The following is a 17,532-nucleotide window of genomic DNA, read 5'->3' as shown; positions in this document are numbered from 1 at the left end:
GAAATGCTTCAGACTTGTACCGATGCATGAACCATTGAGGTTAAGAACGACAGCATTGAGACAGGACTTAAAGCTCTCCTGTGATTATGAGAGTTTTAAATTGGAAGGCAGACGATCACATGACGTCTCTAATTCTAGTAGTGGGAACGCGCGCCGCCGGAACGAGTTAGCTCGTTCGGAACAGGTTGGCGCGCATCTCAGGTCCCTCGGGGCCTTTTTTTATGCCCTCCCCGTTTCGATCCGCCAGACCAGCAGCAACGCAGGCCCTTCCATCCTGCCTCAATGCGATAAATGACACGACGACAAAGACGAGCCAAGCCCATGAACCAAAGGTCAGGGCCAATGCAAGGAAAGCGAGAATGACACGGGAGATGACCGGCGCCGAAATGGTGATCCAGGCACTGAAAGACCAGGGAGTTGAAACTGTTTTCGGCTATCCGGGCGGTGCAGTGCTTCCCATTTATGACGAGATCATTCAGCAGGAAGGCCTTGAGCACATTCTGGTGCGACACGAACAGGGCGCAGGCCATGCAGCTGAAGGCTATGCCCGCTCAACTGGCAAGCCGGGCGTTGTTCTGGTCACCTCAGGTCCGGGCGCGACCAACATGGTCACCGCGCTGACAGATGCCATGCTGGACAGCATTCCGCTTGTCTGCCTCACCGGCCAGGTGCCAACTCATCTCATCGGCAGCGATGCCTTTCAGGAATGTGACACGGTCGGCATCACCCGTCCTTGCACCAAGCACAACTGGCTTGTGCGCGATGTCAACGATCTCGCCCGCATTCTGCATGAAGCCTTTTATGTCGCGACATCTGGCCGTCCGGGACCGGTCGTTGTTGACATTCCAAAGGACGTCCAGTTTGCCACCGGCACCTATCAGGGTCCAAAGGCCAACCTGTCGACCAGCCACAAAAGCTATCGTCCGCAGATCAAGGGCGACGCGCAGGCAATCCGCATTGCAGCCGACCTGATGTCGAAGGCCAAAAAGCCTGTGCTTTATACAGGCGGCGGCGTCATCAACTCCGGCCCGAACGCCTGCCAGCTGCTGCGCGAACTGGTTCAGCTCACCGGCTTCCCGATCACATCGACGCTGATGGGCCTGGGGGCTTATCCGGCCTCCGGCGACAACTGGCTCGGCATGCTCGGCATGCACGGCACCTATGAAGCCAATATGACCATGCATGACTGCGATGTTATGGTCTGCGTTGGTGCCCGCTTTGATGACCGGATCACCGGCCGTCTTGATGCCTTTGCCCCCAATGCCACAAAGATCCACATCGACATTGACCCATCCTCGATCAACAAGACCGTCAAGGTTGACCTGCCAATCATCGGCGATGTTGGTCATGTGCTGGAAGATCTGGTCCGGATCTGGCGGACCTCGTCCTTGCAGGCCGACCCTGCCGCGATGAAATCCTGGTGGGCCGAGATCAACAAGTGGCGTGCCCGCAATTCGCTCGCCTATCGGCCAAACGAAAACGTCATCATGCCGCAATATGCGATCCAGCGCCTGTATGAGCTGACGAAGGACCGGGAGACTTACATCTCCACAGAAGTCGGCCAGCACCAGATGTGGGCTGCGCAGTTCTATGGCTTTGAAGAGCCGAACCGCTGGCTCACCTCCGGTGGCCTGGGCACCATGGGTTACGGCCTGCCAGCTGCCATCGGCGCACAGGCAGCGCACCGCGATGCCCTGTGCATCGACATTGCCGGCGATGCCTCGATCCTGATGAACATTCAGGAAATGTCCACCGCGGTTCAGCATGGCCTGCCGGTCAAGGTCTTCATCCTGAACAACCAATATATGGGCATGGTCCGCCAGTGGCAGCAGCTGCTGCATGGCAACCGCCTGTCACACACCTACACCGACAGCCTGCCGGACTTTGTCAAATTGGCAGATGCTTATGGCGGGGTCGGCTTCCGGGTGGAAAAACCGGCAGACCTGGATGGGGCCATCGAAGAGATGATTGCCATCGACAAGCCGGTGCTGTTCGATTGCCGCGTGGCCAATCTTGCCAACTGCTTCCCAATGATTCCCTCGGGCAAGGCACACAATGAAATGCTGCTTCCGGACGAGGCAACCGACGAAGCTGTGGCCAACGCCATCAGCTCCGAAGGCAAGGCTCTGGTTTAAGGACAGATCGACATGAACGCTCAAAACACCACACCGGCCCTATCGGCCTATTTCATGGCAGTCGTCAGCGACAAGAACGAGACCCACACGCTGTCCGTCATCGTTGACAATGAACCGGGCGTGCTGGCCCGGGTCATTGGCCTGTTTTCAGGTCGCGGCTACAACATCGACAGCCTGACTGTGTCGGAAACCGAACACGAGAACCACCTGTCCCGGATCACCATCGTCACCACCGGCACGCCCATGGTGATCGAGCAGATCCGCCATCAGCTGGATCGTCTCGTCCCGGTTCACCGGGTGACAGATCTGACCGTGGAAGCGCGCCTTGCCAATCAGGACAAGCCGCTGGAGCGCGAGCTGGCCATGGTCAAGGTTGCTGGTACGGGTGACAAACGCCTGGAAGCCCTTCGCCTTGGCGATGCCTTCCGCGCAACGGTGATCGATGCCACGACAGACCACTTCGTCTTCGAGATCACCGGACGGTCCTCCAAGATCGAACAATTCATCGCGATCATGAAACCGCTCGGCCTCGTCGAAGTCTCCCGCACCGGCGTCGCCGCCGTTCAACGCGGCGCTGAAGGGCTTTAACCGGCACGACCTCGCAAACAAGCTGCCGTCCCGGGCTCGCCCCGGGACCAGCTACTTGCCATATGATCCCGGATCAGGTCCGGGGCGACACAGACCAATGCTCAACGTCCCATCAGCTTGCCGCGATGACCGTGGCCAAATTCTTGATGGTCAGCCTTACCGAAAATCTGCTTGTGATTGGACAAAGCTGATTTCGGCCCCGGTGATCCGGCTTATCACGCCACCCGTGTTCACAGCACGATAGATGGATCTTGGCGGACGCGCAGCTTCGTCAACGCTGCGATGGACCCAGTGTCTAACTTCCATCGCTTTTAACGACTGTGACAAGGCGCGATCTGTGATCGTCTTTAAATTGCGCTTGATATCATTGAAGTGGCTTGGCTTTTGAAGGGACGTCAGCACCGGTAGTGTCCATGACCTGCGAAGCAAGTCCTGGTCATCATCTGCAGAAACACGCTGAACTTTGTCTGCGATTGCCGCGGCTTCCATTCCTAGCTGGGTCAGCCGAAACTCTGGTCGCAGCGGATGGCCGTAACCGGGATTTCTTTCCAACAGGTCTATCTTGATGAGATGGTCCATGCTTTGGGCGAAAGCAGTCCTGCTCGCGCCTGTCGCTGCAAGCAATGTCGCCTGCCGTCCTGGAACACCCGCGTGCAAGCTGGACAATATGGGCAAGGCCCAAGCCCTTGACGTGATGTTGACAAATGAACCAATGTACATAAAGTATATCTAGTATATTTTTAACCGAAAGGAAATACCATGGCGCTCATTTCGTTGGATGAAACGATCAACATCTCGTTTTCGGTCAAAGATCGCCACGCAAGCGCCAAGTGGTTCGAAAGCATGCTTGGGTTCGAGACCCTCTATCATGCGGACGAAGCAGGCTGGACGGAACTCCAAACGAACACCGCTGGTGTCACAATTGGCCTTGGCGAACACACCAAGCCCTCCCCTGGCAACTGTGTTCCCGTTTTCGGGATCGCTGATCTGGACACCGCTCGGCAGAAACTGGAACAGGCAAAGGTACAATTTGACGGCGAGACAGACGTGGTCGAAGGCATGGTCAAGACGGCAACGTTTTACGATCCTGATGGCAACGCCCTTATGCTCGCAGAAGACCTGACGGGAGGGGCGTGACAATGCCTGCCTCGTGCAGTGTTCCCAGCCCCAGTCAGCCCGAAGCTGCGATTGAGGCCTGCCGCGAGAGATCTTGGCGGGTTTTTTGATGGCCTCGCTCGTTATTCCGGACGCAGCAAAGCAAAAGGCCGGGACATCTGCAGTGACATCCCGACCTTCTTCATGTCGCCCCGTCTTGCTGCCCACCCTGTAAGGGCGAGCATTCGCCAGGGAGGGCGTTCAATCAGGCAGCTCGGATTTTCACCAAAAACGCATTGACTGCAGATTGAAGCGTGTCCGCGTCCTGCGCCAACGCTTGGGAGGATCCAAACACTTGGGAAGCAGCATCGTCAGAGTCTTCGGCATTGGTTTTCACGACCGCCAAGCGTTCTGTCACCAGCGCCGTGCCATTTGCGGCCTCGTGAACACTGCGAGCGATCTCCGACGTGGCTGCCTTCTGCTGCTCGACGGCACTGGCAACGGCCGTTGTGAGGCTATGCATCTCTGAAATCGAACCGCTGATTTCGCCGGTTCTGGACACGACATTGTCCGTTACGTTTCTAAGCTCGTTAATCTGGTTTGAAATCTCATTTGTCGCTTTCGATGTCTGATCGGCCAATTGCTTGACTTCTGCAGCCACGACCGCAAACCCTTTGCCAGCCTCTCCGGCCCGTGCAGCCTCGATTGTTGCATTCAAGGCCAAGAGATTTGTTTGTTCTGCAATGCCTGTGATCAGCTCAATCACATCTCCGATCCGCTGGGCAACTGTCGCCAGACCCTGAACATCCTTGTCCGTTTCCTTGACTTGATCGACGACAGTGGTCACGCGGCTTGACGCATCGGAAATGCGATCGCCGATCTCCGACGCACTGGCTGACAATTCTTCAGTGGCCCCGGCAACGGTTTGAACATTCGCTGAGGTTTGCTCGGCAGCCGAGGTAAGATCAATGGCCTGACGATTGGTTTGTTGCGCATTCTCGGCCATGGTGGAAGAGGACACCTTGAGACCGTCCACAGCTCCGGACAGTGAGCCAACCAATTGGCCAACCTGCGCCTCTAAATCATTGGCAAGGCTGGACATCATCTGTCGTTTCTCACCCTCTGCACGGGCTTCCTGCTCTTTCATTTCTGCTTGCAGGATCTCACGCTCATTCATGCCCTCTTTGAAAATCTGAACCGCGTCTGCAATCTCACCGATTTCGGTCTTCAGTCCTCTCATGGGGATATCTACAGACACATCCCCGCCTGCCAGGGAACGCATTGGCCTGACGATTTTTTCAATGCTCAGGCGAATGTCAGTGGTGAGGAAGATCATGACGCCAATGACAATAGCAAACACACCGGCGCTTGTTGCGGTAAGAGTGATTGCTGCGGACTGGGCGGCCTCGTTTGAGGCGCGGCTGTTGGCATCGGAGTCTGCGTTGACCATCTCGACAATGCTGGCCACGGCGTCATTGGCCTTGTCAATCGACGGCGTCATGATCTGACGGTCTTGCTGGAAGGCCTCCGGCTTGTTGCCGGCCCTTGAATCCGCCACAACCGCTTGAACCTTTGTTTCAAACTCGGCCCAGGATGACTCAAAATCGTTGAACTTGGCCTTGAGTTCGTCATTGTAAAGATACGGCTTCAACAACGACGCCGTTTCTTTCACTTTATCGATTTTCTTGTTGAGCCAGAATTCTTCGTGGTCGTATTCCTCAACGGTGCTGAAGAGCTGATGATACAGCGCGCTCACCCGCACATCGATCATATCCCCACGCAATGTCCCGGCAAAACGCACGGCAGGAAGACTTTCCCCGGCAACGGTTTTGTTATCGGCAGCAAGATCATTGATGGAGCGGATGGACAGGCTGCTCAACCCCGCCATGAAGGCCAGTATCAGTAAAAAACACAATACCAACTTGAATTTTATTGAATAATTGGCGAGACGCTGCATGAGAGAGCTTTCTGATTCTAGGGAAACCAGAAGTATTTCAGCGCATTAACATTAAAAAAATTTAAATAAAAACGCGTATTTCAATCCTCTTTTCTCGGTGTGAGCTGCCCTATGTGAAGGCTGCAAGCCTGTGAAAGGAGCGAACGCCATCCGGCCGAAACCACTTGCCGCAAATCCCCTCTCTCCCCTTGCCGCCACCAGCCTCGCAGCGTATACGACACCGGCGTGAAAGCGCCCGCATCGGCGCTTTCCCCCCCAGTTCGACATGACAAAAGGCAAAGTGCCATGAACCACGGTCTCTCCCGGCCGAAGAACCAGATCCGCTGGCTGCTGCTGGAAGGCATTTCGCCGACCGCACGCGCGGTTCTGGAAAAGAACGGCTACAACAACGTCGAAGTTCTCAGCACCGCACTCGACAAGGACGCCTTGATCGAGAAAATCAAGGGCGTGCACATCATCGGCATTCGCTCGCGCACCCAGGTGACCGAGGAAATCCTGGCGGCTGCCAACACGCTGGTCGCCGTTGGCTGTTTCTCTGTCGGCACCAATCAGGTGGATCTGGAAGCAGCCTCTAAGCGCGGCATTCCGGTGTTCAACGCACCGTTTTCCAACACACGTTCCGTTGCAGAACTGACCATCGCCGAAATCGTCATGTTGATGCGCGGGGTCTTCACCAAGTCCGTCGCCGCTCACGATGGCAAGTGGCTGAAGTCCGCCGCCGGTTCCCATGAAGTGCGCGGCAAGACCCTTGGCATCGTCGGCTATGGCAACATCGGCACACAGCTGGCCAACCTTGGCGAGACCATGGGCATGCGGGTCATCTTCCATGACCTGACCGACAAGCTGCAGCACGGCAATGTCCTGCCGACCGAAAGCCTGGATGAACTTCTGGGCCAGTCTGATGTGGTCTCCCTGCATGTGCCGGACACAGCAGGCACGCGCAACATGATCACCGCCAGCGAAATCGCCAAGATGAAGCCGGGCGCATTCCTGATCAACAATGCCCGCGGCAAGGTCGTCGACATTGAAGCTCTGGCGGCAGCGCTCAAATCCAAACATCTGGCCGGCGCTGCCATTGATGTTTTCCCGGTTGAGCCAAAGTCCAACAAGGATGAGTTCATCAGCCCTTTGCGCGGCCTCGACAATGTCATTTTGACGCCCCACGTGGGCGGCTCGACGGAAGAAGCGCAGGAGCGCATCGGCGAGGAAGTCTCCAAGCGGCTGGTTGAATATTCTGACGTCGGCTCGACGCTCGGCGCGGTCAACTTTGCCGAAGTGCAGCTGCCAAAGGGCACATCCGTGACCCGCTTCATCCAGGTGCACCACAATGCGCCCGGTGCCATGCGGACCCTGAACGATCTCTTCGCCCGCCACGACCTCAACATCTGCTCCCAGTATCTGCAGTCCTTCAAGGACATCGGCTATGTGGTGGTGGACGTCGACACTGTGGTCGAAAACACCCAGGAGATCCTGGAAGAAATCCGCGCCCTGCCCAACACCATCCGGGCCCGTTTGCTGAACCGCGCCTAACGCGGAAACGCGCTGACACGCCGTCCCGGCCTTGCGCCGGGACCTGCGCTGCACAAAACGTGGCCCCGGATCAGGTCCGGGCAGCGGGAGTTGGTCAGGATGACAAAGAGGTGGCACGGACGTCGCTGATGAACGTTTACGGGCGGACAGCCAGGCCTGATCAGCACGGCTACAAACCTCCGGAGCGGCTTCTCCATTGTCCCTAGAGACAATTTCCCGTTTGACTCCAAGGCTTTTCCGGCCAATTTATCTAGGATAGATGCTGATCACAGCGTCCCAGCTTCTCCATTCCGGATCGATCCCATGACTGCCTCGCGCCTCTCCGTCAACGTCAATGCCATCGCCATGCTGCGCAACCGGCGCGATCTGCCATGGCCGAGTGTGACGGGCCTGGCGGCCATGGCCATGGATGCAGGGGCAAAAGGCATCACGGTCCATCCGCGCCCGGACGAGAGACACATCCGCAAGACCGATGTCTTCGATCTGGCCGAGCTTCTGGAAGAGCGTTACGCCAACAAGGAACTTTGCCTGGAAGGCTACCCGTCGCCGGATTTTCTCAAGCTGGTGGAAGAGGCCCGCCCGGATCAGGTGCTGTTCGTGCCCGATGATCCGGAGCAGACCACCTCCGACCATGGTTGGCAGTTCGACAAGGACACCTCCCTGCTGTCAGAGGCCATTGCCGCCTCAAAGGACTGGGCCGTCACCGTCTCCCTGTTCTGCGATCCGGACCCGGCAGCCCCCGAACACGCCGCAAAACTTGGCGCAGAACGGATCGAGATCTACACCGGCCCTTATGGCGCGTGCCATGACGATCCGGCTTTGGCAGCCCAGGAACTCGACAAGGTCGTTGCCACCGCAGAAGCTGCTCGATCCCACGGATTGGGCGTCAATGCCGGTCATGATCTGACGGTCGACAACATCCCGGCCCTGCTGGCCCGCGCGCCGTTCATTCGCGAAATGTCCATCGGCCACGGCTTCACCGCCGACGCGCTGATCCATGGCTTTGCCGACACTGTGAAACGGTTCCGGCAGGCGATGGGCGAGGTTTGAAACACATGCCTCTGTCGCAACAGATTGAGTTCCTCCTGCATGCAGACAAACTCAAGACAGTGGTTCGCAACAACAAGCTGGTCAGCGGTGAGCGCTTTGAGAGTTCGGCCGAACACAGCTGGCACGTGACGCTGCAAACACTGGTGCTTGGCGGCCATGCACCAAAGGATGTTCGGCTCGATCATGTCCTGAAGCTTTTGACGGTCCATGACCTGGTGGAAATTGAGGCCGGTGATCATTGGGTGACTGAGGACAATGCCGCTCAGGTTGCCGAAAAGGAAGCCCTCGCTGCCGAAACCATCTTCGCAATGCTGCCTCCATCTCAACGCGATGAATTCAAGTCACTGTGGTGGGAATTCGAGGAAAGTGCGACGGCGGAAGCCAAATTTGCCAACGCAATGGACGCCCTGCACCCGATCCTGATTGTTTTCAGCCCGAACGCCAGTGGTTTCTGCCATACAGCACTCAGCGCAGAATTCATTCGAAAAAAGAAACGACCTAAACTCGAACCCTACCCGGACTTATGGGCTTATGCCCAAACGCTCTTGGAAGACGCCGTTAAAAAAGGTAATCTCATTCCTTGAATGCTTCGCTTCTGAAACATTATATTCCCGACCAATAACTGGCCAATTCCATGACATTCGAAACCTGGCTCCTCTTCGTTGCCGTGTCCCTTGTTCCTGCTGTCAGCCCCGGTCCCGGTGTGATGCTGGCGATCAGCAACACGCTGCGCTTTGGGCGCAATGCGACGCTGGCCTCCGCTGCGGGCAATGCCGCCGGGCTGGTGGTCATCGGTTTCGCGGTCGCCTTCGGCTTTGGCGCCTTGATGGCAACATCGGCCTTGGCGTTCACCGTGTTGAAAATCATCGGCGCGGCCTATCTGATCTATATCGGCTTCAAGATCTGGCGGGATAAATCGAGCTTCAACACTCTGGACGCCGGAGACAGCGCCCGCAAAAGCTACAGCGCGCTGTTTCTGCAGGCGTTCTTTGTGTCTGTCACCAATCCGAAAGCCATTTTGGTCATCACGGCCCTGTTCCCGCAGTTCATGGCTCGCAGCGGGGTCCACCTGGACCAGACGTTGATCCTCTCCCTCACCTACGCGGCTCTTTGCTATGCCAATCACGCCGCCATCGCCTTTGCGGGAAACTCCCTGCGCCGCTTCCTGACCTCGCCGAACCGACTGACATTTGTCCGCCGCGTGACCGGAGGTCTTTTCATGGGTTTCGGCGCAGCGCTGGCAGCCTCCAGCAGGTAGCCATCTTACAAGGAAGCCCGCTCCGATGACCTGCACCATCCTTGCCCTGTGCGGCAGCTTGCGGGCGTCTTCGTCCAACCGGGCACTGCTGGAAACAGCGATGTCCCTGCAACCTGCTGGCCTTAAGATCGAGCTGTATGATGGACAGGCAGCCCTGCCACACTTCAATCCGGATCTGGAAACCGCCGGCGTCTTGCCCAACCCGGTTTTGCCATCTGAGGTCATCGATCTGAGACAACGTGTGCGACAGGCTGACGGCCTTCTGATTGCCTGCCCCGAATATGTTCATTGCCTGCCGGGCAGCTTCAAGAACCTGCTGGATTGGCTGGTTGGATGTCCGGACTTTCCCGGAAAACCCGTCGCGCTGTTTCAGGCAACAGAGCGCCACGAATATGTCCCGGCCATGCTGCGGGACGTGCTGACGACAATGTCCGCAGAGATCCTTGACGTGGCCTGCTTCATGCTGCCAGCGACAACCAATCAGATAGACCAGACATGGATTGAAAAGCAGCCTGCCCTTTGCGACGAGATGGGCCGCAAACTTGAAGCCTTCGCCCACAGAATTGCCCCGAAAGCACCATGAGGCAATGCTTCAGGGTTGGCAGTCTTTGCAGGGCCAGGGCTGAGGCGATGGCTCGCACTTAACACCCCTTTGCTTCACGCCTTCCGCACCAACTTCGGATAAGCTTCCTGGGGGATCAGCGGCAAGACTGTGTTGCCAATCAAATAGGGTGCAAGCTCACTGACAGGCATCGGCCTGCCGTAGAAGAAGCCCTGAATATGATCGCACTCCAACGCGTTGAACGCATCAGCCTGTTCTGCCGTTTCAATGCCTTCTGCAGTCACCTTCATATTCAGCTTGTGGCCCAGCATGACGATCGTATCGAGGACTTCACGGGATTTGCAGCCCTTTTCACAAAGGGCACTCACAAATGACCGGTCAATTTTCAACTTGTCGAAATTGTACTTCCACAAATAGCCAAGACTGGAATATCCGGTGCCAAAGTCATCCATGGCCAGAGAGATGCCAAGCACACGCAAGGCGGCGAGCTGATCTGTGACAGGATCCTCATAATCGATCAGAAGGCTTTCTGTGATTTCCAGCTCAAGGCGTTTTGCATCAAAGTCATGGGTCTCAAGCAAGTCGATGATCCGGCCGACAAGCGTTCCGCTTTCAAACTGGCGCGCAGACAGGTTCACCGAAACAAAAATATGCTCTGGCCAGTCAGCGGCAATCCGGATCGCTTCCTTCAAAACCCAGTCCCCAATCACATTGATTTCACCGCATTCTTCTGCCACCGGAATGAACTCGGTAGGCGATATTGAGACCCCATTGGCATCGGTCAGCCGCAAGAGCGCCTCGAATCCCTCGACCCGCCGGCTCTTCGGCTCAATCAAGGGCTGGAAATGAAGCTCGAACCGGTTCTGAGCAAGTCCCAGAAGAACGCTTTCCTCCACATGCCTGCGGCGCAAGATCTTTGTCTCAAGAACAGGTGTGTAAAAAATCGCCGTGTTACGGCCCACCAGCTTCGCCTGATACAGGGCAACATCGGCCTTCTGCATACGTTCGCTCAAGCTCATGCGCTTGATATCATCGGCATGGACCCCAAGGCTGATATGTCCGGTAATCGCAATTCCATCCAGCTGAACTGGCTCGCTGACGCTGGCCCGCAGGGACTGGATCAGGTCTACCAGCTCATCCTGAGTGCGATTGAACAGCAAAAGAACAAATTCATCACCGCCAATTCGCGCTGCCAGATCTCTTTCGGACAAAACACCGGAAATTGAATTACCGACATGGCGAAGGAACTCGTCGCCAATCTTATGGCCAAAAGTGTCGTTCACAGTCTTGAATTTATCAACATCGATAAAGACGACAGTCGTTTTGGAAAGATTGAGGGTTCCCTTTTTTCGCCGCTCGTCAACGTGATGAAAGAACGTTGCCCGATTGTTGAGCCCGGTCAATTGATCAAACGTCGACAGAACCCTGACATGTTCACGGCTCTGCATTTGCTGTCTCATCTTGATGATATAGCCAACAAAGGGCACGCTGAAGGTCAAGAGCAGGATTGCACCAAGGCCTGAAGACGCCTGCAACACATTATTCCAAATAAGAGCGGCAGTAGGCGTCTCATCCAGATAAACCTCAACGACGCCGATCGTGGCGCCAACTTCGTTTAACACCGGAACATAGGCTTCGACATAGAGCTCCGGGCGATTGCTATTCTGGCTGCCATCCCGGACATCAATCATGGATTTGCCAAAAGCCAAAACCGCATGGGCGTGACCATTGTGATCCGTCGTGGCGCCACTTTCAAAAGGGATGCCAAGTTCGTCGGAAATCAGAACAAGTTTTGCATTGGCATCAAACAGCTTGAACCGGAACACGTCACCGACATGAGCAGCTGTCTCAATCATCATTTTTTGAGAATTTGTCGGCTTGCCACGCATGATCAATTCGGACAGCCCAGGCATTGTCTCCGTAAAATAATTCGCCCAGTTCTGCGCCTTTCGTTCAGCGTCACTGACAATCAGCGAATTAACGGTCGTGCTCATTCCCCACTGCGCCATGAAAGACATCGCGCCGACAAACAAGAGCATCCAAACGAATGCAAGAAAATTCCTAAACATGCGCGCCCCCAATAAGCAGTAGCAACATGTTATGATGTTAAAAAAATAATATTCCGATAAAATAAACTATAGAAGTCCCCCGAATAAGAACAAATACATTAATCAAGTTACCATATGATATATTTTACAATAGTATATTTTAAAATAGCAGAACATGAATATAAGCAGCTGAGATATATATCAAAATCACCCGGGTTCATTCGCTTTCACAGCACCATTGTAAAAACGAGCCCAAACGGCATTGATTTAAAAAGTTACACCCCGATTTCCTCAAAAGAAAAACAAGCAGGAAAAGCTAATTCAAGCCGGTTTCAGACCGGTTTTGGGTCAATGACCCTGCCTCCTTTGCCAATGCGGGATCGTTATCGCAACGGGCCAACGGGATCTGGGTAAAGGAGTGAATCGCCGTTATGTAACGCTCACCATCAAAGGTTGTTGTGTCGACTTTCGCACAGGCGCAAGCATAACCGTAGTTGCCGTTGGTTCGCCGATAGTCGCCTTCCGAGATGTCGCCAATCCGATCCATGCCAAGTGGCTCCCAGTCTCTACCCTGCAAGCGAATGGTCCAGGTCCCCTCCCCATCCGTCAGCCACCAGTTCGCCGGCGTCGGGTTCTCGATCAAGCCACACCGATTTTCTGCCGCTTGCGCGACCTGTGTGACCAGACCTCCCAGGAAAACACTGACGAATGTCAGGTTCAAGAACGTCCGAGAGATCATCTTTAACATGGGTCTTGCCTCAAGCCAGCCGGATGGGGAGCCGGTCATACTGGACGGCTCCCTTGAATTCAGCTTACCGGAATTCCCGGCACCGGTCTGACATTAGATGATTGCCAGCACGACGACCAGAATGCGGATAGGGCAAAATAAGCTCTATCATCTTACCCAGCTACCCTGCCAGCCCGTCCCGTTTGGCCGCCTGGTGTTCATCTTCGATCAAACCCAGCTTCCAGTAGCCTGAAATATAAGCCGATTGTTTGTCTATGCCCTTGTCCTTGTGCACCAGCATCCGCAAATCACGGATAACGCCGCTTTCACCGGCTATACAGGTCTGAATTTTGCCTTCAGGCCAAGCCAGGGACTTAATCAGGTCGAGCTGATCGTTGGTCCGCTTGTGCGGATCGTCCTGAACCAGCCAATGGGCTACAACACCGGCAGGCATGTCGATTTCCTGGCGGTCTTCGCTCGAATGCACTTCAAAGACGGCAACACCACGTGCATCCTTTGGCATGGCTTCCAGCGTTGCAGCTGCGACCGGCAGAGCCGACATGTCAGCCGCCACCAGGTACCAATCTGCATAGAATTCGGTCAGCTTGACCGGACCTGGACCCATGAAGGCGAGAAAATCGCCCGGCTTGGCCGCTTGCGCCCAAAGCGTCGCTGGACCTGTGTCGCCATGTGCAACGAAATCAATGTCCATCTCCAGGCCCTCAGGCCGAAACGCGCGAACAGTATAAGTCCGGATCGAATGCAGCTTTTCCTTGGGCCGCCCTTCCGCAAAATGAGCGGTAAAGCTGTCTCGATCTTCGCCATCACGAGGGAACACCAATTTGCAATGCGCCCCTTCCATGCCAGTCGGAAAATCAGCAAGATTATCGCCGGTCAGAGTCACACGGATCATATGAGGGGTCAGGTACTTGGCAAATTTTACGGTCAGAATGCGCGTCTTGCGCTGAGGAGGCAGAGCCATTGGATTTCCTAAAGATGATTATTAAATTCATATTTAGGAAATCAAACCTGATATTGAAAGTATCTTCGCCAATATTTTTTCACACGATCAAACATCACCCTTGACCCGAACACTCAAAACCAGCATAAATAAAGAACCGTACGGTACGGTACAAACACCAAGCCATCCGAACAATCGGTTGGTGATGCTTATCAGAAACCCTCTTGCTACATTCAGACCACATCATGTCCCTAGCCCCTACATCCGATACAGAGTTCGAAGACATAGCGTTCACACCGCGCCAGGAAGCTGTTCTGGAATGCGCGCTTGGACTTCTCGTCGAAGGCGGCGAAAAAGCCCTGACCACAGCAGGCCTTGCCCGCAACGCCAATTGTTCCAAGGAAAGCCTCTACAAGTGGTTTGGTGACCGGGATGGCTTGTTGGCAGCGGTTGTCGCCTATCAGGCGCACAAGGTTCATTTCCCGCCGGAAAGCGGCGCGACAACTGACGCAGACGCCTTCCGGGCCCATCTGACAGCCTTCGCAGCTGAACTTCTAGCCGTCTTGTTCGGCGAAACCTCAGTTGCCCTCAACCGCCTCTCGATTGGTCAGTCTAATCGGGATGACAACCGACTGGGTCGCCTGCTGCTGGTGCGCGGCAAGCATATGATCAGCGCCAAGGCACGCGCGCTTCTGGAAGCCGGCCGCCATCGCAACTACCTGCGTTTTGATGATGCGGAAGAGGCTTATCAGGTCCTCTACGGCTTGGCTGTACGCGACGTCCATGTGCGGCTGATGCTTGGTGAAACCGCCAGCGCTGAGGAACAAGACCTTGAAGGTCAGGCCAAAGTTGCCGTCGACAGGTTCTACAAATTGTTCGGCGTTTAGAAACGCTCGAACCATACCGAAGTTTTGGAAATATCCGGGCACCAGCCGCAAACAGGCCGGGCCCGACACAACGGGAGAAAGGAAAACCCATGCGTGTTTATTATGATCGCGATGCAGATCTGAATCTTATCAAGTCCAAGAAAGTGGCCATCATCGGCTACGGTTCACAGGGCCGTGCCCATGCCATGAACCTGAAAGACAGCGGCCAGAAAGAAATCGCCGTTGCTCTGCGTGCAGGCTCCACAACAGCACTGAAAGCTGAAGCAGATGGCTTCAAGGTCATGACTGTTGCAGAAGCTGCTGCCTGGGCAGACCTGATGATGATGGCAACACCTGATGAGCTTCAGGCTGACATCTACAAGGATCATATCGAAGCCAACATCCGCGACGGCGCAGCCATTGCGTTCGCACATGGCCTCAATGTTCACTTCGGCCTGATCGAAGCCAAGTCCACTGTTGACGTTCTGATGATCGCACCAAAGGGCCCAGGCCACACGGTGCGCGGCGAATACGAGAAAGGTGGCGGCGTGCCGTGCCTGATCGCTGTTGACCAGGATGCGTCCGGCAACGCCCATGATCTCGGCCTGTCCTACGCATGTGGCGTTGGCGGCGGTCGTTCCGGCATCATCGAAACAACCTTCAAGGAAGAGTGCGAAACAGATCTCTTCGGCGAACAGGCCGTTCTGTGCGGTGGTATCGTTGAACTGATCCGCGCTGGCTTCGAAACCCTGGTCGAGGGCGGTTACGCTCCAGAAATGGCCTATTTCGAGTGCTTGCACGAAGTGAAGCTGATCGTCGACCTGATCTATGAAGGCGGCATCGCCAACATGAACTACTCGATCTCCAACACAGCTGAGTGGGGCGAATACGTCACGGGTCCCCGCATTGTGAACTCAGAAACCAAGGCTGAGATGAAGCGCGTTCTGACCGACATACAGACCGGCAAATTCACCTCCGACTGGATGCAGGAATACCGTGCAGGCGCTGCCAAGTTCAAGGCAACCCGTCGCCTGAACGACGCACACCAGATCGAAGAAGTCGGTGAAAAGCTCCGTGCCATGATGCCCTGGATCAAGTCCGGCGCACTTGTCGACAAAGCCAAGAACTAAGCTGCATGGGCCGGACTTGCCCAAGAATATAGACCTGCACCTGTCTCAGATAAAATCTGAGACAGGATGCGGGGATCAAGTCCGGCGCACTTGTCCATAAAGCCAAGAACTAATTTTCCCGACAATTGGGATGACAACCAAGGCGGCGCTTCCCAGCGCCGCTTTTTTTTATTTCAGCCGGTCAAAACGCCTCACAGCAGGCAGTTTCCAACCGCGCTTTTCAGGCAACTCCACGCCGCCATAAGACGTGCGCTTCCGGTCTCATCCACTTTCCAGCAGACGGCGAAAACAGAACCGGAGCAGACGCGAGAGAAAAATGAAAAAGCATCTCATCGCTCCCCTCCCTTGCAAACTGCTGGAGAACCTAAGCGGGCAGTGAAAGACCAAGATCCAGACTTGCCAATCTCGTTGCCAAGGACAGCTTTGATGCCCCCCAGCTTTAGCTGACCTCCAAATGAACCTTCTTTCTTTCTGAAGGCACTTAAGAGGGACGGAACAACGCTACTCTTGCTTCTCAACCGGAAGGAAAAGTCCAATGAACACTGCTGCCCTGACCGCAATCTTGAAAGACAATGAGCTCAAAAAGGCCTTTGAAAAATATATAAACAGGCAAAAGATTTGGAAGTCCTATGAATTGGCGACGATTCACAGGGACGAGATCACGGCGATCGACATATATTACTCCAAACTCAGCCCAGCGGACCAAAGTTTCGCACCAAACGTCTGGAACAAAGCCCAGGAGATTTTTAATCGTATTGTGCATGAAGAACATATGAAGGCCCTCAAAATAATCGAAAAAAAGGAAGGCCAGAAACGCGAACTGACTGTTGATGAGATTAAAGCCTACCATCTGTCTGCCCGCAGAAGCGAAAAGTGGAAGAAGTTCTTCAAGCTGTCGAAAGTCATTTTGAACCAGACACTCAGCGCCCACGCCGAAAAGGAATTCCCTCACACTCCAGAATATGCCGAATACGTGCGCAAGAAGGCAAAAAAGGAAGCGGAAAAGCTGGCCAAGGAACACGAAATGGACCGGGAAATCGATGAATGGCTCGGCCTGAGCGTCGCGGTCGCGACTGGTGATAACAAAACCGCGACGACGATTTCCCAGCGATTGTCAAAGAAACATCAGCCGAAGAAGGGCAAGGCCATGAAGGCCGCCGACGTGGCCAAGGCAGCCAAGACCCGGATGAAGAAATTGCTGCATCTCTCCTGATCGCCGTGTAGTAAAGAGACCGAAGCCATCAAGGCCGGATGCCGGAACCGTCTGCCCGGCACCGCTTTGAGACATCCCCCGCCGGATCGTGACAAATACGGCGTTAGCAAAGCGGCTGCGCACCAGACTGATCACAGGCCGGGCAAAGTATACAAGACCCCCAATAGCCAATTGCCTCCCCGCCTTCCCTTTCATCCAAATCGTCACGGGAAAGCGGGGATAAGATGCTCAACAAGCACGAGCGTATAAAACTCAAAAGCCCGTTCAGGTTCGCCAAGAGTGTTGGCGCATCAGAGGCTTAAGTTAATGCATCAAATTATAACGAACATAACCACCGCAAATTACTGCCCCAATTGCTAAAATTTTAATGAATACGATAAGAGCCAGGAAAGAAAGCCCCCCCTATTTTGCC

General features: G+C 55.0%; 16 protein-coding genes. 11 read left to right on the top strand and 5 right to left on the bottom strand.

Features of this window, described 5'->3' with window-relative positions; all coding sequences use genetic code 11:
- Window positions 1-359: 359 nt before the first annotated feature.
- Both V6575_RS11730 and ilvN read left to right on the top strand, forming a co-directional pair.
- On the top strand, window positions 360-2,135 hold the full coding sequence (locus V6575_RS11730) for an acetolactate synthase 3 large subunit (RefSeq protein WP_340274525.1): 1,776 nt from the start codon (window positions 360-362) through the stop codon (window positions 2,133-2,135).
- 12 nt (window positions 2,136-2,147) lie between these two features.
- Window positions 2,148-2,723: an acetolactate synthase small subunit gene (gene ilvN, locus V6575_RS11725; protein WP_340274524.1), complete on the top strand. Its 576-nt coding sequence runs from the start codon at window positions 2,148-2,150 to the stop codon at window positions 2,721-2,723.
- A 156-nt stretch (window positions 2,724-2,879) separates the two neighbouring features.
- On the opposite strand, the gene V6575_RS11720 is transcribed toward ilvN, so the two are convergent.
- Window positions 2,880-3,443, bottom strand: a complete 564-nt coding sequence (locus V6575_RS11720) for a winged helix-turn-helix transcriptional regulator (protein ID WP_340274523.1) — start codon at window positions 3,441-3,443, stop codon at window positions 2,880-2,882.
- Window positions 3,444-3,482: 39 nt separating this feature from the next.
- On the opposite strand from V6575_RS11720, the gene V6575_RS11715 reads away from it, so the two are divergent.
- Window positions 3,483-3,860: a VOC family protein gene (locus V6575_RS11715; RefSeq protein WP_340274522.1), complete on the top strand. Its 378-nt coding sequence runs from the start codon at window positions 3,483-3,485 to the stop codon at window positions 3,858-3,860.
- 223 nt (window positions 3,861-4,083) lie between these two features.
- Here V6575_RS11715 and V6575_RS11710 read toward each other — a convergent pair whose 3' ends face one another.
- Entirely contained in the window at window positions 4,084-5,775 is a 1,692-nt protein-coding gene (locus V6575_RS11710) for a methyl-accepting chemotaxis protein (RefSeq protein WP_340274520.1), read from the bottom strand.
- A gap of 285 nt (window positions 5,776-6,060) precedes the next feature.
- Between V6575_RS11710 and serA the strand changes: the two genes are divergently transcribed.
- From serA to V6575_RS11685, 5 genes are all read left to right on the top strand, one after another.
- On the top strand, window positions 6,061-7,305 hold the full coding sequence (gene serA, locus V6575_RS11705) for a phosphoglycerate dehydrogenase (protein WP_340274519.1): 1,245 nt from the start codon (window positions 6,061-6,063) through the stop codon (window positions 7,303-7,305).
- A gap of 303 nt (window positions 7,306-7,608) precedes the next feature.
- Window positions 7,609-8,355, top strand: coding sequence for a pyridoxine 5'-phosphate synthase (locus tag V6575_RS11700; RefSeq protein WP_340274517.1), 747 nt, complete (start codon window positions 7,609-7,611; stop codon window positions 8,353-8,355).
- Between the two features lie 5 nt (window positions 8,356-8,360).
- Window positions 8,361-8,939 (top strand): HD domain-containing protein, encoded by a 579-nt coding sequence (locus tag V6575_RS11695; RefSeq protein ID WP_340274516.1) that lies wholly within the window; start codon window positions 8,361-8,363, stop codon window positions 8,937-8,939.
- Window positions 8,940-8,989: 50 nt separating this feature from the next.
- Window positions 8,990-9,613, top strand: coding sequence for a LysE family translocator (locus V6575_RS11690; protein ID WP_340274515.1), 624 nt, complete (start codon window positions 8,990-8,992; stop codon window positions 9,611-9,613).
- A 25-nt stretch (window positions 9,614-9,638) separates the two neighbouring features.
- Window positions 9,639-10,196 carry an NADPH-dependent FMN reductase gene (locus tag V6575_RS11685; protein ID WP_340274514.1) on the top strand — a complete coding sequence of 186 codons (558 nt, stop codon included), beginning with the start codon at window positions 9,639-9,641 and terminating at the stop codon, window positions 10,194-10,196.
- 74 nt (window positions 10,197-10,270) lie between these two features.
- On the opposite strand, the gene V6575_RS11680 is transcribed toward V6575_RS11685, so the two are convergent.
- From V6575_RS11680 to V6575_RS11670, 3 genes are all read right to left on the bottom strand, one after another.
- Window positions 10,271-12,169, bottom strand: a complete 1,899-nt coding sequence (locus tag V6575_RS11680; RefSeq protein WP_340274513.1) for a putative bifunctional diguanylate cyclase/phosphodiesterase — start codon at window positions 12,167-12,169, stop codon at window positions 10,271-10,273.
- 370 nt (window positions 12,170-12,539) lie between these two features.
- Complete coding sequence (locus V6575_RS11675) at window positions 12,540-12,962, bottom strand: DUF4087 domain-containing protein (RefSeq protein WP_422785566.1); 423 nt, start codon at window positions 12,960-12,962, stop codon at window positions 12,540-12,542.
- A gap of 169 nt (window positions 12,963-13,131) precedes the next feature.
- The gene (locus V6575_RS11670; protein WP_340274511.1) at window positions 13,132-13,932 is read right to left on the bottom strand and encodes a siderophore-interacting protein; all 801 of its coding nucleotides are present in this window, start codon (window positions 13,930-13,932) and stop codon (window positions 13,132-13,134) included.
- Between the two features lie 224 nt (window positions 13,933-14,156).
- Between V6575_RS11670 and V6575_RS11665 the strand changes: the two genes are divergently transcribed.
- From V6575_RS11665 to V6575_RS11655, 3 genes are all read left to right on the top strand, one after another.
- Window positions 14,157-14,798: a TetR/AcrR family transcriptional regulator gene (locus tag V6575_RS11665; RefSeq protein ID WP_340274510.1), complete on the top strand. Its 642-nt coding sequence runs from the start codon at window positions 14,157-14,159 to the stop codon at window positions 14,796-14,798.
- An 89-nt stretch (window positions 14,799-14,887) separates the two neighbouring features.
- Window positions 14,888-15,907 carry a ketol-acid reductoisomerase gene (ilvC, locus tag V6575_RS11660; RefSeq protein ID WP_340274509.1) on the top strand — a complete coding sequence of 340 codons (1,020 nt, stop codon included), beginning with the start codon at window positions 14,888-14,890 and terminating at the stop codon, window positions 15,905-15,907.
- A 535-nt stretch (window positions 15,908-16,442) separates the two neighbouring features.
- Complete coding sequence (locus V6575_RS11655) at window positions 16,443-17,120, top strand: hypothetical protein (protein ID WP_340274508.1); 678 nt, start codon at window positions 16,443-16,445, stop codon at window positions 17,118-17,120.
- Window positions 17,121-17,532 lie beyond the last annotated feature (412 nt).

Origin of the sequence: Roseibium algae, from assembly GCF_037783265.1 — a bacterium.
Classification (GTDB): domain Bacteria; phylum Pseudomonadota; class Alphaproteobacteria; order Rhizobiales; family Stappiaceae; genus Roseibium; species Roseibium algae.
Note: the sequence above shows the minus strand (reverse complement) of the source record. Positions and strands in the feature narration are given on the sequence as shown.

Bases quoted from the DNA above. Each gene is read 5' to 3' on its own strand.
- V6575_RS11730 (WP_340274525.1), top strand. From the start codon at position 360: ATGACACGGGAGATGACCGGCGCCGAAATGGTGATCCAGGCACTGAAA.
- ilvN (WP_340274524.1), top strand. From the start codon at position 2,148: ATGAACGCTCAAAACACCACACCGGCCCTATCGGCCTATTTCATGGCA.
- V6575_RS11720 (WP_340274523.1), bottom strand. From the start codon at position 3,443: ATGTACATTGGTTCATTTGTCAACATCACGTCAAGGGCTTGGGCCTTG.
- V6575_RS11715 (WP_340274522.1), top strand. From the start codon at position 3,483: ATGGCGCTCATTTCGTTGGATGAAACGATCAACATCTCGTTTTCGGTC.
- V6575_RS11710 (WP_340274520.1), bottom strand. From the start codon at position 5,775: ATGCAGCGTCTCGCCAATTATTCAATAAAATTCAAGTTGGTATTGTGT.
- serA (WP_340274519.1), top strand. From the start codon at position 6,061: ATGAACCACGGTCTCTCCCGGCCGAAGAACCAGATCCGCTGGCTGCTG.
- V6575_RS11700 (WP_340274517.1), top strand. From the start codon at position 7,609: ATGACTGCCTCGCGCCTCTCCGTCAACGTCAATGCCATCGCCATGCTG.
- V6575_RS11695 (WP_340274516.1), top strand. From the start codon at position 8,361: ATGCCTCTGTCGCAACAGATTGAGTTCCTCCTGCATGCAGACAAACTC.
- V6575_RS11690 (WP_340274515.1), top strand. From the start codon at position 8,990: ATGACATTCGAAACCTGGCTCCTCTTCGTTGCCGTGTCCCTTGTTCCT.
- V6575_RS11685 (WP_340274514.1), top strand. From the start codon at position 9,639: ATGACCTGCACCATCCTTGCCCTGTGCGGCAGCTTGCGGGCGTCTTCG.
- V6575_RS11680 (WP_340274513.1), bottom strand. From the start codon at position 12,169: ATGAGCACGACCGTTAATTCGCTGATTGTCAGTGACGCTGAACGAAAG.
- V6575_RS11675 (WP_422785566.1), bottom strand. From the start codon at position 12,962: ATGATCTCTCGGACGTTCTTGAACCTGACATTCGTCAGTGTTTTCCTG.
- V6575_RS11670 (WP_340274511.1), bottom strand. From the start codon at position 13,932: ATGGCTCTGCCTCCTCAGCGCAAGACGCGCATTCTGACCGTAAAATTT.
- V6575_RS11665 (WP_340274510.1), top strand. From the start codon at position 14,157: ATGTCCCTAGCCCCTACATCCGATACAGAGTTCGAAGACATAGCGTTC.
- ilvC (WP_340274509.1), top strand. From the start codon at position 14,888: ATGCGTGTTTATTATGATCGCGATGCAGATCTGAATCTTATCAAGTCC.
- V6575_RS11655 (WP_340274508.1), top strand. From the start codon at position 16,443: ATGAACACTGCTGCCCTGACCGCAATCTTGAAAGACAATGAGCTCAAA.